The organism is Rhodococcus sp. IEGM 1306 (genome assembly GCF_036541985.1).
GTDB lineage: Bacteria > Actinomycetota > Actinomycetes > Mycobacteriales > Mycobacteriaceae > Rhodococcus_F > Rhodococcus_F qingshengii.
Map to the genome: position 1 here is coordinate 1064255 of NZ_JAZHFF010000001.1, position 14316 is coordinate 1078570.

Below are 14316 nucleotides of genomic sequence, written 5' to 3' on the forward strand. Positions count from 1 at the left end.
GCGGTTAAGGAGTGCAGGGACTCCCTAACCGCGCACAGGGGCTTGCCCCCTTATTTGAACCGCCGCAACCTCAGGCTGTTGCTCACCACGAACACACTGCTGAATGCCATTGCGGCACCGGCGAGCATCGGGTTGAGCAGGCCGGCCGCAGCCAGCGGGATCGCAGCCGTGTTGTAGGCGAATGCCCAGAACAGGTTGCCCTTGATGGTCTTGAGCGTCTTGCGGGACAGTCGAATTGCATCGGCCGCCGACCGCAGGTCACCTCGCACCAGAGTGATGTCGCTGGCCTCGATCGCAACGTCGGTACCCGTGCCCATCGCCAGGCCGAGATCGGCCTGAGCCAGGGCTGCCGCGTCGTTCACGCCGTCGCCGACCATGGCCACGACGCGTCCTTCCGCTTGCAGTTTCTTGACGGCGTCGACCTTGTCCGCAGGCATGACCTCGGCGAAGACGGTGCTGATCCCGACCTGATCCGCGACAGTGCGAGCAACGGTGGCGTTGTCACCGGTCAGCAGAACCGGTTCGAGGCCGAGTGCTTTCAACTGCGCGATTGCTTCGGCGCTCGTGTCCTTGACCGCGTCGGCGATCACGAGGATGCCGTGCGCCTTGCCGTCCCAGCCCACCGCGATTGCGGTGCGCCCGGCCTTCTCTGCTGCAGCCTTCGCCTCGCGGAGATTTTCCGGCAACGGCATCGACCAGTCGGCGAGCAGCGCGTCTCGGCCCGCGACGACGGCGTGACCGTCGACCATTCCCTGCACGCCGCGCCCGGCGACGTTCACGAAATCCTCGACCGTAGGCAATTCGCCCACAGCTTCGGTCGCACCCTTCGCGATCGCTGCGGCGATGGGGTGCTCGGAGCGATGTTCGAGTGCGCCGGCCAGCCGAAGGACCTCGTCGACGGTTGTTCCTTCGCCCACCACGGTGTCCAGCAATGTCATCTGACCGGTGGTGACGGTTCCCGTCTTGTCGAGCACGACGGTGTCGACTGCGCGCGTCGATTCGAGCACCTCGGGTCCCTTGATGAGGATTCCCATCTGGGCTCCGCGACCCGTGCCCACCAACAGGGCTGTGGGCGTTGCCAATCCGAGGGCACAGGGGCACGCGATGATCAGCACGGCGACAGCAGCGGTGAAGGCCATCTCGATAGGGTTACCGGTGCCGAGCCAGTAGCCCAGTGTCGCAACGGCAATCGCGATGACGACCGGTACGAAGATACCGGCGATCCGATCGGCGAGGCGCTGAACTTCGGCCTTGCCGTTCTGGGCGTCTTCGACCAGTGCCGCCATCTGGGCGAGTTGGGTGTCGCTCCCGACCCGGGTTGCCTCGACGGTCAAGGTTCCACCGACGTTGACGGTGGCGCCGACGACAGTGTCCCCGACACCGACTTCCTCAGGCACGGATTCACCCGTCAACATGCTCATGTCGACGGCTGAGCGGCCCTCGGTGATGATGCCGTCGGTGGCGATCTTCTCGCCGGGCCGGACGATGAAGGAGTCGCCCGCTGCCAGTTCTTCGGCGGGGATTCGTACTTCGACGCCGTTGCGCAATACCGCGACGTCTTTCGCACCGAGCTCCATGAGTGCGCGTAGTGCGGCGCCGGACGTGCGCTTGGACTTGTGCTCGAAGTAGCGTCCGGCCAGCACGAACGTGATGACGCCCGCGGCAACTTCGAGGTAGATGTTGGCGCTGCCGTCCATCCGGTCGACCGTCAGCCGGAAGGCGTGCTTCATACCGGCTTCGCCCGCGGTGCCGAAGAACAGTGCGTAGAGCGACCAGACGAAGGCCGAGATGGTGCCCAGCGAGATGAGCGTGTCCATCGTGGCCGCGCCGTGACGCAGGTTCACCCAGGCAGCTCGGTGGAAGGGGAGGGCCGCCCACACGATGACCGGTGCGGCCAGCGTGAGGGAGAGCCACTGCCAGTTATCGAACTGCAGCGCAGGAATCATTGCCATAGCGATGACCGGCACGGAGAGAAGAGTCGAGATGATCAGGCGGGTACGAAGCTCGCGCAGATCACGATCCTGCGGGGTTTCCGCATCCGGGTCGACGGTGTCCGGTGCGCTGGGCGGTTTGGGGAGCGCGGCGGAATAGCCGGCATTCTCGACGGCAGTGACCAGATCTTCGACGGGCACCCCGTCCGGGAAGGTGACCTTGGCCTTTTCCGTCGCGTAGTTGACGGTGGCTGTGACGCCGTCGATCTTGTTGAGCTTCTTCTCGATTCGTGACGCGCAGGAGGCGCAGGTCATCCCGGTGATCGCGAGTTCGACGCTGCTCGAGTTGGCAGCATTGTCGACCGCAGTCGGTGACGTCATCAGTGCCCTCCCTCGTGATTGTCTGGAACTGAAGCCGTGGAAGTGCCTGCATCAACAGTGAATTCGGCGGTCCGAACCACGCCTTCGTGCTGGAAGTCGAGGAACAGCCGGTATGTGCCTTCGCTCGGTGCCTGTGCGTGGAAGGAAATGTCCGGACCAGGAGCTGTGACGCCGTCGCCTGGCTCGCCTTCGGGGTGCACGTGCAGGTAGGCGAGGTCGCCGGTGCGCAGGGCAACGAGGTGACCGAAGGCACCGAGGTACGGATCGAGATCGGTGACCGGGGCTCCGTCGCGAGCAACGCTCAGCGTGATCGGGCCGCCGGCAGTGGTCAGATCACCGTCGAGAGTCACGGTGTATCCGTCGACGGTTGCGGTCGCGCTCTTCGCAGGTAGCGGCGCGGGAGTGAATTCGCCTGCCACGTCGAAGTTTCGGCCGAGTGTCAGTTGGGTGCCGTCGGTGGGATCGAAGTCCGCGAAGACTCGGTAGGTGCCGGCGGCGGGCCAGGCCCAGTCGATCGACCAGGTGCCGTCTGCAGCGAGGGACGGATGTACGTGGCGGAATTCGCTGGTGTCGTTTCGGACGACAATAAGGTGGAGTTTCTTCTCGTGCAGGAGGTCGAAATCGACGACGGGCGTGTTGGTGTCGTCGAGAATCCGGAAGGTCAAGGTTCCCGGCTCCCCAGCTCGACCGGGTGCGGTCACATCGGTGAGTGTGTATCCGCCGGAGGAGACTTCGAGTCCTGCAGGTGTTGCCGAATCCATGCCTGGCATCGATTCGGTGGTTGATTCGTGGGTGCTGTGCTGGGTGGTGGACATGTCTATCGGGCTTCCGATTGCGGCCCCCACGCCGAGGGCGGCGCCGAAGACGGCGACCAGCCCTACGGCGTAGGCGGCAAGTGTTGTCGAGGTGCGCACGGCTGACTCAGCTTGGTACGACTGCGTAGCCGGCTTCGTCGACTGCTGCGACGACGTCGGCTGCGGAGACGGGAGCATCGCTGGTGACGACGACGCGTCCGCTCGCCAGTTCGACATCCACCGCGGTTACTCCCGCGATGTTGCCGATCTCTTCCTTGACGGATCCGACGCAGTGTCCGCAGGTCATTCCGGAAACGGTGTATTCGGCGGTGGTCATCGCAGATCCCTTCGGTTGTGGAAAGCTTATTTTACGGATACCCGGTGTAGGTATCGCTCTGCAATCGAAGGTACCCCCAGGGGGTATGCCTGTCAACGGGCTGGGCAGTGATGAAGGCCTCAGGGAAGACAACACGGCGGATGTGTGGTCTACTTGTGGTGGTCGTAAGTGTTTGTGTTTGTGTTTCCACGCTCGCAAATGGTTAGGTTGCGAGCGTTTGGACATCCTCCACGGATTTGTCTCAGAACGGTCGTAGTAAGTGACCCGGGCGGTCGAAGCGACTGCCTGTTGACACTGTGTTAGAGGAGATTTACATGGCAGAGGGCATCGTGAAGTGGTTCAACTCCGAGAAGGGGTTCGGCTTCATCGCTCCCGAAGACGGCAGTGCTGACGTCTTCGTTCACTACTCCGAGATCCAGAGTGGCGGCTTCCGCACTCTCGAGGAGAACCAGCGCGTGGCGTTCGAGATCGGTCAGGGCAACAAGGGCCCGCAGGCCACCGGCGTTACCATCGTCTAAGACGTCCATGTGAGTCGGGCGACCGACGCATGACGTACTGACAAGACCCCAACTCTTCGGAGTTGGGGTCTTGTTGTATTTGGGTGAAAAACGCTGTCATGCATCGAGATACCGCTGAGTGGCGACTGTCGTTTCCGCCGCGATCGTGCGGCATTCCTCGCGGAGTTCAGGTGGATTCACAACGGTGAAATCGACGTCGAAAGCTCTGAGCCAGTGTGCGATCGATCGCAGAGAAGTGCCCGAAAGCACTATGACGCAACGCCCTTCGTCGGTGGACTCCACCGATCCCCACTGTTCGCTGACCATGGGTGCTATCTGCTCGATGGGTGCATGCAGTAGAACTGTTGCGCGCGTGGAGGAATAGGCCCGAGCGACACCGCGGGAAACGAAGTCTGCTGCACCACCGGCGGGTAGTTCCCGCGGCACGAATCGTGGGCCGGTGGGGATCTTGGGTTCCATTCTGTCTACGCGAAATGATCGCCAGTCTTCGCGAGCGAGATCCCAGGCCACCAGATACCACCGGACACCCGACCGTACGAGCCGGTACGGTTCCACCTCGCGCCGGCTCTGGGTGCCGTCGTGAGTGATGTAGTCGAATCGCAGGCGTTCGTGGTTGTGGCACACCGACGCGATGGCGGACAAGACCGACGCATCGACTGCGCTCGCGGCGGGCTCGCGTGGCACGACGTCGATCGACAGCGACTCCAGACGGTGTCGCAGCCTCGACGGCATGATCTGCCGCAGCTTCGCCAGCGCGCGCATCGAAGCCTCGCCGATGCCGACCACAGAGCCGGTCGCTCCGGATTGCAGTGAAAGTGCCACCGCGAGCACTTCTTCGTCATCGAGCTGTAGCGGGGGCATCTCCGCGCCGGCACCCAGGCGATATCCGCCACCGACTCCGACTGTCGCGTCGACCGGATAGCCGAGATCGCGGAGGCGGTCCACGTCACGTCGAACCGTGCGCGGGGTGATCGCGAGTTTGTCTGCGAGTTCGGCACCGGACCAGTCTCGACGCGTCTGGAGCAGTGACAGCAATCGCAGTAGGCGAGCCGATGTCTCCTTCATGGCCAGAAGTCTGCCAAACATTTAGGACCGTATGAGTCCTCAATTGAATTTAGGTTGGTCCACATCCGACCAGTCGAGAAGAAATTGGGGCCACGTCATGTGTCGCATCAACGACGGCAGACCGATGATCGAGACGAAGGCGCTCACCAAGCACTTCGCTCAGGGCAAGAAACTCGTGGAAGCAGTCAAGGGAGTCACGCTCGACGTAGCGGAGGGTGAGTTGGTTGCCTTGCTGGGGCCGAACGGCGCCGGGAAATCGACGACGTTGCGCATGTTGACCACCTTGCTCGAGCCCACGTCCGGCAGCGCGCGAATCGCAGGATTTGACATCTCCGCGGCGCGGAACGAGGTGCGATCGAGCCTCGGATACGTCGGGCAGGGGAACGGCGCCGGCCACAACCAGCGAGTTCGCGACGAGTTGGTGACGCAGGGGTTGTGCTACGGAATGCCCAAGGGTGACTCGCAGGTCCGGGCCGACGAGCTGCTGCGTGATCTCGAACTCACCGAGTTGGGCACTCGAAAGGTCAGTACGTTGTCCGGCGGGCAGCGCCGGCGGCTCGATATCGCCCTCGGCCTGGTGCATCGCCCACCACTCCTGTTCCTCGACGAGCCGACCACGGGCATGGACCCGGAGAGTCGGGCCAACCTCTGGGACCACATCCTGCGGTTGCGGCGCGAGATGGGCACCACGATCGTGCTGACCACGCACTACCTGGAAGAAGCGGATTCGATGGCGGAGCGGGTCATCGTCATCGACGAGGGCACTGTCATCGCGGACAACACCGCCGCTGCACTCAAAGCGGATCTTGCGGGGGATCATCTTCTGCTCACCTTCGACAGCGTCGAGGCGGCCGCCGTCGCAGCGTCGGTGGCCGAGCGACTTGTCACTGTGCGTGACGTCACCGTCCAGGCGAGTTCGGTGAGTATCCGTGCCGGCGAGGGTGATTCGACGCTACCGGTGTTGCTGCGTGAAGCCGATGCCCGTGGTGCCCGCGCACTCACTGCCGACATCACCAGGCCGACTCTCGACGACGTCTTCCTCACTCTCACCGGCCGCAGCCTGCGCGAGAGCGCCGCCGCGGTCGCTTCCTGAAACACGACAAAGAACTTCGACGAACAGGAATCCGCCATGACAATCACACTCGATACCCCACGTACCTTGCACGGCGACATCGTTCGAGACAGCGCAATCGTGATGGGCCGTGAGCTGCGACCGATGTTGCGCGACCCGGTCAGCGTCATCTTCAGCCTCATCCAGCCGCTGATCCTGTTGGCGTTGTTCGGGCCTCTGCTCAAAGGGGTTCCGGGTACCGGTGACGGCGTATGGAATTGGTTCATTCCCGGTGTGTTGGTGATGATCGCGATCTTCGGAACGACGATGACCGGGTCCAACCTCTTGATGGAGATGCAGCAGGGATCGCACGAGCGAATGTTGGTGACTCCGCTCCGACGCTCGTCCTTGTTGATCGGGCGAGCGTGCAAGGAGATGGTTCCGCTTGCCGCGCAGGCGATTCTGATCATTCTGGTCGCACTTCCGCTCGGATTGGACGTCAATGCAGCGGGCGCCGCGCTCGGGATAGTCCTGCTGGGAGTGTTCGGCGTCGGACTCGGTGCGCTCTCGTACGCTCTCGCTCTGGCTGTGCGGGAGCAGGATTGGATGTTCTGGGTCGTTCAGCAGACGCTGATGTTCCCGCTCCTGATACTGTCGGGAACCATGCTTCCACTCGAGGACGCACCAGGTTGGATGAAGGTCCTCGTGAACATCAATCCGCTCGGCTACGTCGTAGACGCCGAGCGGGCACTCTTTGCCGGAGACTTCGCGTCGAGCAGCGTTCTGGCAGGATTCGTCGCCGCCGTGTGCGTGGCGGTGGTCGGTCTGGGCGTAGGCGTGCGCGCGGTGAAATAGCGTGGGTGTGCTGGCTGTCGGACGGGGTGCGGCGGTCGCAGGTTTTCGCCCAGGTGTTCGCAGCGCCTATTGTTGTTCCTTGTGCTCTCCGTCGTTCCACGCCCCGTAGTCGTCCGGGCCCCGTCCAAGGTGAATCTCCACCTTGCCGTCGGGGACCTGCGAGACGACGGCTATCACGAGCTGACGACGGTTTTTCAGGCTTTGTCGCTGGCAGACACCCTCACGGTTGCGCCTGCGGACACCTTGACCGTGCGGGTGATCGGCGACGACGCCGCGGCCGTGCCGACCGATCGCACCAACCTCGTGTGGCGTGCCGCCGAGATGCTCGCCGTCGAGGGTGGCGTGGCCCCGAACGTCGAGATAGTCATCGAGAAAGGCATCCCCGTCGCAGGCGGAATGGCCGGCGGGAGTGCCGACGCAGCCGCCGCTTTGGTTGCGCTCAATGCTTTGTGGAAGCTCGACTTCTCGCGGCCTGATCTCGACGCTTTTGCGGCACGCCTCGGGAGTGACGTTCCGTTCTCGCTGCACGGTGGCACTGCCCTCGGAACCGGCCGCGGCGAACAACTTGTCCCCGTGTTGACCCGCCACACTTTTCACTGGGTGTTGGCGCTGGCGAAGGGTGGCTTGAGCACACCGGTCGTGTTCCGCGAGCTGGACAAGCTGCGGGCAGAAGGCTCCCCGAAACGGGTGGGGAGCGCCGATGCGTTGATCCAGGCACTGACCACGGGTGACGCTCATCTGCTTGCGTCGCTGCTCGGCAACGATCTGCAGGCTGCGGCACTCTCACTCAACCCGGATCTACGACGGACGCTTCGAGCGGGCGTCGAAGCCGGAGCTTTGGCCGGCATCGTCTCCGGCTCCGGACCGACATGCGCCTTTCTCTGCGCCGACGCACAGTCCGCGGTGGAAGTGAGCGCAGAACTTGCGGGAGCGGGGGTGTGCCGCACCGTTCGCGTGGCGAGCGGACCCGTTCCCGGAGCACGAATACTCGACAATGCGGCAAAGGGACAGCACTGATGGCGAATCTGATCAATCTGGAAAACGTGTCGAAGTCTTTCGGCGTCAAGCCGTTGCTCGACGGGGTCTCCCTGGGCGTCGAGGAGGGCGAGCGCATCGGCGTCGTCGGCCTCAACGGTGGCGGTAAGACGACCATGCTCGAAGTCCTCGCGGGTGTGGAGCAGCCGGATTCGGGACGCGTCAGCCGCGTCGGCGGATTGCGTATGGCCGTCGTGACGCAGCGCGGTGTACTGCCTCCCGGCTCCACCGTCGGTGAAGTGGTCCTGGGGCCGCTCGGAGTGGCGCAACACGAATGGGCCGGCGACGCGCGCATCCGTTCGGTGCTCTCGGGTATCGGCATCGACAACCTGGGCGCCGGCGGCGAGCGGTCCGCATTGGATGCCAAGGTCGACGGCCTGTCCGGCGGTGAGCGTCGCCGCGTGGCTCTCGCTGCGGCCCTGGTTCAGGACCTCGACCTGCTGGTGCTCGACGAGCCCACCAACCACCTCGACGTCGAAGGTGTTCAGTGGTTGGCCGAGCACCTCGTCTCGCGTCGCAGCGCGCTTGTCGTCGTGACCCACGATCGCTGGTTCCTCGACACCGTCGCCACCCGCACCTGGGAGGTTGTCGGCGGCGGCGTCGAAAGCTACGAGGGTGGCTACAACGACTGGGTGTTCGCTCGCGCCGAGCGTTCGCGTCAGGCTGACGCTTCCGAAGAGCGTCGACGCAACCTTGCACGCAAGGAACTCGCATGGCTGCGCCGCGGTGCGCCGGCCCGTACGTCCAAGCCGAAGTACCGCATCGAGGCCGCGGAGGCCCTGATCGCCGACGTTCCGGCACCTCGTGACGCGGTGGCACTTGCGTCCTTCGCCCAGCGTCGACTCGGCAAGGTTGTCATCGAACTCGAAGACGCGCGTCTGGAGACTCCGGACGGCCGTGTACTCGTCGAGGATCTGACCTGGCGTCTCGCTCCAGGTGAGCGTGTCGGCCTGGTCGGTGTCAACGGCTCGGGCAAGACGACTCTGCTGCGGACTCTGGCCGGCGAACTCGAGCCTGCCGCCGGAAAGCGCATTCAGGGGCAGACCGTCCACATCGGTTGGCTCAAGCAGGAACTCGACGATCTACCGACCGACATGCGCGTACTCGACGCGGTCAAGGATGTAGCCGAGCGAATCACGCTGGGAGACAAGGAAGTATCGGCGGGTCAGCTGGCTGAGCGGTTGGGCTTCACGCCGGCGCGTCAGCGCACCCCAGTCGGTGATCTCTCCGGTGGTGAGCGCCGACGTCTGCAGTTGACGCGTGTCCTCATGGCCGAGCCCAACGTCCTGCTTCTCGACGAGCCGACCAACGATCTCGACATCGACACGCTTCAGCAACTCGAAGATCTGCTCGACGGCTGGGCGGGCACCATGGTGGTCATCTCGCACGACCGGTACCTGATCGAGCGCATCTGTGACACCACTTGGGCGCTCTTCGGTGACCGCAAGCTCACCAACCTGCCCGGCGGTATCGAGGACTACCTGCGTCGGCGCGCAGCAATGGGGGATGGCGACAACCCGTCGGTGGCTTCGACGGCGAGTGGTGCGTCGAAGAGCAAGCAGGTCCGCGACGGCGCCGCGGATCGCGCTGCACGCAAGGAACTTTCGAAGCTCGAGCGGTCAATTGCGAAGTTCGACGACCGAGAGAAGAAGCTGCACGCTTCCCTCGCCGACGCGGCCACCGACCCGGACAAGTTGCAGAAACTCGGCGCAGAACTCAAGCAGGTCATCGCCGACAAGGAAGCCGCCGAAGAGCAGTGGATGGAGCTCTTCGCCGAGCTGGACGGCTAGGGGAACTTCGCTGCGAACCTCTTGAAGATTCGCTCGGGATCCAGGGTTTCCGGAGCATGCCTGCGCAGCAGTGCGTCCAGAACGAGCCCGTCCAGTGCTGCGACCAACTCCGTTGCATCGGACGAGGTCATGCCGCGTTCGATCAAGATGTCGACAAACCGATCCCGACCACGCACCAGTTCCACTGCGAGGTCGGGATCGTGGAATGCCGCGATGATCAGTTCGTAGCGAGCACGAGTGCGACCGGACTCCGGCCCCAGCCACCGGGCCACCTGTTGCTTCGGCGTCTCGCCCGGGCGAGGAAGATCACCGTCCAGAAGATGCCGCACCACCTCGACTATCAGTCCACGCTGGTTTGCGAAGTAGTGCCGTGCGCTGCCGTGTGGCACGCCCGCCTCGTCTTCGACGCCTCTCATCGACCAGGCTCGAAACCCAACCCGGCCCAGCAGGTCGAGCCCGGCGTCCAGAAGTGCTTCTCGAGTCGATTTCTCCACGCAGAGAAGATACCGTGATACGTTCTTCTCCACGTGGAGAATTTCTTCTTTTTGGAGAAGTTTTCGAACTGGGTTGAACTCACCGGGGGTGAAGCATGGTCGTCTTTTTCGACATCCTGCTCGTGCTGTGCGTTGTTGCGATTGCGTGTTTTGCGGGGTATGTCTTCTATCGCGTGATATTGGACGACTAGGCGAATGTTTATGTACTTCAACAGGTCTCGAGACTTCATGTTCCCGAAGTTGTCCGGTTTGTCTCTGGTTATCGAAAGTATGTTCGATTAAACTTTGAGCATGGACAGTCGGGAAGCGTGGCAGCTGGATGGCGAGGACCTCAAGAGTGAGGTTCTGGATCTGGTGCGCGCCCGACACGAATTGCAGTCGCGGATGGTGTTGTTGATCGTGGAGATGTTTTCCCGTGAGGTTCTCGGCGGGAAGGGTTTTCGGGCGATCGCGCAGTGGTTGCATGGTTCGACGAATCTGGAGATCGGTGAGTGCAGCCTGCTGGTCGGGTTGGCGCGGTTGTTGATGCTCGAACCTGTTGTCGCGGATGCATTCCATCGCGGTGACGTGGATGCGTTGAAGGCGCGGCAGGTGGCGTCGTTTTGTCAGCATCCGCCGAAGAACATGACCCTGGCGGATGTGGACAAGGCCCGCGGGATTCTGTTGGGGTTGGCGTCGAAGAACATCGCCGATTGTGATGCGGTGCGGGCAGCGATCCGGCGGATCGAGAAGCAGTACGGCAAACGCGAAGACGGCGTTCCGGTGGGTGAGGATTCGGAGCGTAACGAGTTCTACGCCTCGAAAGGCTTGTACGGGCGGGTGACCGTGAAGGGCGACCTGGATGCTGTGAACGGGGCACGTCTGATCACGTTGCTGTCGAGCCTGTCGGCGCCGACGCCGGAGAAAGACGGCGTCAAGGACGCCCGCACGCCGGCATTACGACGGGCGGATGGGTTCTGCGAATTGTTGCGGCGGTACGAGCGGGCGGGGCTGGGTCCGATCGAAGGCGGAGTGAAACCGCACATCACAGTCACCGCCAGTGCAAAAGACATGACCGACCTCAAAGCATTGAAGGATCTACTGCCGTCGACTCAGGAACTGGGTTTCGCGTGGACGGATTGGGTAGGTCCGATCAGTATCGATACTGCCCGGATGCTGGCGTGCGACTGCACGGTCACCCGGATTTTGTTGGACGAGAACGGTGTTCCGCTCGACTGCGGCAAAGAAGCAAGGACCGCGACGGTACCCCAGCGGCGGGCGTTGGCGGTTCGTGATGGTGGGTGTGCGTTTCCGGGATGCGGGACACCATCGGGGTGGTGCGATGCCCATCATATTGTTCACTGGAACGATGGTGGCCCAACAGATCTCGACAACCTGATCTTGTTGTGCGGTCATCACCACCGGACGATGCACCACACCGAATGGCGGGTGGAGATCGGGCCGGATCGCAAATCGGTGTTCTATCCGCCGATGTCTGTTGATCCGTATCAGCAGCTGATCGGCGGGAACAGCCCACCCACCGCGGCGTGAATCGCGACAACTGAAGACGTGAGCACCGGGGCATCACCATGCCCCGGTGCTGACGGCTGTCTACTGTCAGAACGCTACTGTCAGAACGTGAGCGTGAGTCGCCCGTTCTCGTCGCTGATGTGAACAGTTCGCCCGATCGACGGAGGGTTGTCACCGCGAAGCTGGGTCAGTTCGGCGGCATTCTCGGGACCGGTGTGACCGGCGACGCGGCCGCCGTCCGGCGTTGCCGCGATCACGAACCCGATCTCAGGCTCCCCGGTGCGGCCGTATTCGACAGAGGCCGTAACTATTTCCGCCGTGCCCGTGTAATCAGTGATCAGTTCCGGAACCTCCGCAGTTAGCGCGCGTGCGTCGGGATCACCGACGTACCCGCCAGCGTGAGCGGCGGACGACAGCAGTACGCAGTGCTGGTAGGTGAGGAATCCACCGTTGCCGTGGACGAGGGCAAGGTTCGCGCCGTCGCGAATTCGCCTGGTGACTTCAGCGACGGAATGCAGGGTGTAGCTGTTGAGCGGTCCGCCGAAGAACGAGTGTCCTCCGGTGACGCTTGGGATCGCGGTATCGGGAAGTCCGAGTTCGCGGATCAACAGCTTGGGCACGATCGGGAAGCAGCTGTAGGCATCGACGATGTCGAGTGCGTCGGCGCCGACTCCGGCACCGTCGAGTGTGCGATGTACGGCGTCATGCATCGCGGCCGAGCTGTCGAAGCTGTTGCGGCTGAGTATGTCCAACGGATCACTCGCACCTGCGCCGCCCCAGAGGTACACCAGCTTGTTTTCATCGATCCCGAACTCGCGGGCCGTCGACAACGAGCAGACGACAACGGCCGCAGCCTGATTGACGAAAGGCATGGCGTTGAGCATCAGCGGGTACGGCTCGGAGACCATCCGATTGCCGGGGCCGACGGTGCCGATCTCGTCTGCCGATCGGATCTCCGACGTCCAGGAGGCGGGATTCTTCGAAGCCAGTTCCGAGAACGCGGCGTACATCCGCGCGGACCAGTCGAGCGATTCACGGGCGTCGTGGCCCTCGGCAGCACTGAAACAGTTCTCGAAGAGCGGGTAGACACGAGTCGGCACGATGAAACCGGCGCGCTGCATTTCGGGGCTTCCCAGGTCGGTCGGATCGAATCCGGGAGGCCCACCGGGCGCGGCTGTCCACCCGATCGAGTCGGGGGCGACTCCGGACTTTCGCAGCGCGGTGCTGCTGGCGTGCGATTCGCCGCCCACGAGCAGAGCAGCCGAGGATTCACCGCGAGCGATGGCCGCGCCGATCCGATCGAGGAGCGCCGCGGGCCAGTGGCCACCGATCGGCGAGGTAGAGGTGACCGTGGGGGTCGCGCCTAATCGTGAGGCAAGCAGCCCGGGGAGATCGTCGTACGACCAGCTGACTGTCTTGATCGCGAACACGGAATCGATCTGTGTTCCCAGTTCAGCGTGTCCACTGTCGTTCAACGCGGCGACGGTGGCGTCGTGAATCAGATCGAGGGGTTCGCGGTGCCCGTCGGCAGGATTCCAGCGCAGATCGCCGACGCCGACGATGACCGGGATTCGTGATGCGTCAACCATCATGTACCTCTCGTTGCCGACCCGTAGCCGGGAGTTGCAGTCACGATATCGGGGACCCTGGTATGTGTAACTCTGGGGTCACAGTCAACAATTTTCGGGTTCCTATTTAGGTATGCCTAACGAAAGTCCTATACTCGTCTTCATGACAGCTGTGGCAGAGAGAATTTCGGTGCCCGTGGGGCCGCGTTCCATCGATCACCCCTACTCGATGACAACGGTGACTCTGAAGCTCTCTCATCAGCGGCAGTGGGCCCCGCATCGTCATCCTGAACATGAGCTGATCTGGGGAAACTCCGGTGGAATGCTCACGGTTGTCGCTGACGGCATCACTTGGGAGGTGCCGCCTTCGGCCGGACTGTGGCTGCCTGCCGGGGCGTTGCATGCCGTGAAGGCCGGTCCGGGTACGGAGTTCTTCTGCACCTACTTCCGGCCCGAGGCTCACGAGGCGCCGTCGGGTGTTCCGGGCTTGTTCGGTGTCAGCGCTCTCCTGCGTGAGGTACTCCTGCACATGCATCGGCGGAACATGCCCGACGAGGCGCGCAGTCGCGCCGAGCGGGTGGCCTTCGACATGTTGCAGCCGCTCGAAGTCGCTGCGGTGGAGGTTCCGATGCCGACCGATCCGCGAGCGTTGTTCGTTGCCGAAGCGTTGGTCGCCAATCCGGCAGACCAGCGGTCGCTGTCCGAATGGGCGCTGACGGCTGGCGGTAGCGTCCGTACGCTGACGCGTGTGTTCGCGCAGGGCACGGGAATGACTTTTGCGCAGTGGCGAATTCAGGTACGTGTCCGCGCAGCATTGACGTATTTAGCTGCTGGAGTGCCGGTTTCGGTTGTCAGTAGGCGGGTCGGATACGAAACTCCGAGTGCCTTTGTCGCAGTGTTCCGCCGGGTCACCGGCCGCACACCCGGCAGCATGATGAACAAGGGGAGTGTGGCGCCCGAATCGGTGCCGTACCTTCTGCACGCATGA

The 14316-nt window shown here is 63.2% G+C and carries 13 protein-coding genes; 7 read left to right on the forward strand and 6 right to left on the reverse strand.

Translation table 11 applies throughout. The annotated features are described in order from the left end of the window. Window positions 1-50: 50 nt before the first annotated feature. From V3587_RS05310 to V3587_RS05320, 3 genes are read right to left on the reverse strand one after another with little or no spacing between them, the layout of a single operon-like run. A complete protein-coding gene (locus tag V3587_RS05310) occupies window positions 51-2312 on the reverse strand; it encodes a heavy metal translocating P-type ATPase (RefSeq protein WP_003946240.1) in 2262 nt (753 codons plus the stop codon). After that, window positions 2312-3226: a hypothetical protein gene (locus V3587_RS05315; protein ID WP_007729015.1), complete on the reverse strand. Its 915-nt coding sequence runs from the start codon at window positions 3224-3226 to the stop codon at window positions 2312-2314. The genes V3587_RS05310 and V3587_RS05315 overlap by 1 nt, the downstream gene beginning before the upstream one ends. A gap of 7 nt (window positions 3227-3233) precedes the next feature. Beyond that, complete coding sequence (locus V3587_RS05320; RefSeq protein ID WP_003946267.1) at window positions 3234-3443, reverse strand: heavy-metal-associated domain-containing protein; 210 nt, start codon at window positions 3441-3443, stop codon at window positions 3234-3236. A 314-nt stretch (window positions 3444-3757) separates the two neighbouring features. On the opposite strand from V3587_RS05320, the gene V3587_RS05325 reads away from it, so the two are divergent. Next, window positions 3758-3961 (forward strand): cold-shock protein, encoded by a 204-nt coding sequence (locus V3587_RS05325; RefSeq protein WP_003946232.1) that lies wholly within the window; start codon window positions 3758-3760, stop codon window positions 3959-3961. Between the two features lie 96 nt (window positions 3962-4057). Here V3587_RS05325 and V3587_RS05330 read toward each other — a convergent pair whose 3' ends face one another. Further along, complete coding sequence (locus tag V3587_RS05330) at window positions 4058-5026, reverse strand: helix-turn-helix transcriptional regulator (protein ID WP_283376183.1); 969 nt, start codon at window positions 5024-5026, stop codon at window positions 4058-4060. A 97-nt stretch (window positions 5027-5123) separates the two neighbouring features. Here V3587_RS05330 and V3587_RS05335 point away from each other — a divergent pair, with 97 nt between their 5' ends. From V3587_RS05335 to V3587_RS05350, 4 genes are all read left to right on the forward strand, one after another. Then, window positions 5124-6119, forward strand: coding sequence for an ABC transporter ATP-binding protein (locus tag V3587_RS05335; RefSeq protein ID WP_283376184.1), 996 nt, complete (start codon window positions 5124-5126; stop codon window positions 6117-6119). 36 nt (window positions 6120-6155) lie between these two features. Beyond that, window positions 6156-6932, forward strand: a complete 777-nt coding sequence (locus V3587_RS05340; protein WP_283376185.1) for an ABC transporter permease — start codon at window positions 6156-6158, stop codon at window positions 6930-6932. 81 nt (window positions 6933-7013) lie between these two features. Further along, window positions 7014-7949, forward strand: coding sequence for a 4-(cytidine 5'-diphospho)-2-C-methyl-D-erythritol kinase (locus V3587_RS05345; RefSeq protein WP_042921272.1), 936 nt, complete (start codon window positions 7014-7016; stop codon window positions 7947-7949). Continuing rightward, a complete protein-coding gene (locus V3587_RS05350; protein ID WP_003946255.1) occupies window positions 7949-9757 on the forward strand; it encodes an ABC-F family ATP-binding cassette domain-containing protein in 1809 nt (602 codons plus the stop codon). The genes V3587_RS05345 and V3587_RS05350 overlap by 1 nt, the downstream gene beginning before the upstream one ends. Here V3587_RS05350 and V3587_RS05355 read toward each other — a convergent pair. Then, window positions 9754-10251 carry a TetR/AcrR family transcriptional regulator gene (locus V3587_RS05355; RefSeq protein WP_047272611.1) on the reverse strand — a complete coding sequence of 166 codons (498 nt, stop codon included), beginning with the start codon at window positions 10249-10251 and terminating at the stop codon, window positions 9754-9756. The genes V3587_RS05350 and V3587_RS05355 overlap by 4 nt on opposite strands. Window positions 10252-10542: 291 nt before the next feature. Here V3587_RS05355 and V3587_RS05360 point away from each other — a divergent pair, with 291 nt between their 5' ends. After that, window positions 10543-11781 (forward strand): HNH endonuclease signature motif containing protein, encoded by a 1239-nt coding sequence (locus tag V3587_RS05360; RefSeq protein WP_283376186.1) that lies wholly within the window; start codon window positions 10543-10545, stop codon window positions 11779-11781. Between the two features lie 80 nt (window positions 11782-11861). Here V3587_RS05360 and V3587_RS05365 read toward each other — a convergent pair whose 3' ends face one another. Then, window positions 11862-13352, reverse strand: coding sequence for an acetyl-CoA acetyltransferase (locus tag V3587_RS05365; RefSeq protein WP_058037027.1), 1491 nt, complete (start codon window positions 13350-13352; stop codon window positions 11862-11864). A 139-nt stretch (window positions 13353-13491) separates the two neighbouring features. On the opposite strand from V3587_RS05365, the gene V3587_RS05370 reads away from it, so the two are divergent. Then, the gene (locus V3587_RS05370) at window positions 13492-14316 is read left to right on the forward strand and encodes a helix-turn-helix domain-containing protein (protein ID WP_042920975.1); all 825 of its coding nucleotides are present in this window, start codon (window positions 13492-13494) and stop codon (window positions 14314-14316) included.

Bases quoted from the DNA above. Each gene is read 5' to 3' on its own strand.
- V3587_RS05370 (WP_042920975.1), top strand. From the start codon at position 13,492: ATGACAGCTGTGGCAGAGAGAATTTCGGTGCCCGTGGGGCCGCGTTCC.
- V3587_RS05350 (WP_003946255.1), top strand. From the start codon at position 7,949: ATGGCGAATCTGATCAATCTGGAAAACGTGTCGAAGTCTTTCGGCGTC.
- V3587_RS05360 (WP_283376186.1), top strand. From the start codon at position 10,543: ATGGACAGTCGGGAAGCGTGGCAGCTGGATGGCGAGGACCTCAAGAGT.
- V3587_RS05365 (WP_058037027.1), bottom strand. From the start codon at position 13,352: ATGATGGTTGACGCATCACGAATCCCGGTCATCGTCGGCGTCGGCGAT.
- V3587_RS05335 (WP_283376184.1), top strand. From the start codon at position 5,124: ATGTGTCGCATCAACGACGGCAGACCGATGATCGAGACGAAGGCGCTC.
- V3587_RS05330 (WP_283376183.1), bottom strand. From the start codon at position 5,026: ATGAAGGAGACATCGGCTCGCCTACTGCGATTGCTGTCACTGCTCCAG.
- V3587_RS05320 (WP_003946267.1), bottom strand. From the start codon at position 3,443: ATGACCACCGCCGAATACACCGTTTCCGGAATGACCTGCGGACACTGC.
- V3587_RS05310 (WP_003946240.1), bottom strand. From the start codon at position 2,312: ATGACGTCACCGACTGCGGTCGACAATGCTGCCAACTCGAGCAGCGTC.
- V3587_RS05325 (WP_003946232.1), top strand. From the start codon at position 3,758: ATGGCAGAGGGCATCGTGAAGTGGTTCAACTCCGAGAAGGGGTTCGGC.
- V3587_RS05340 (WP_283376185.1), top strand. From the start codon at position 6,156: ATGACAATCACACTCGATACCCCACGTACCTTGCACGGCGACATCGTT.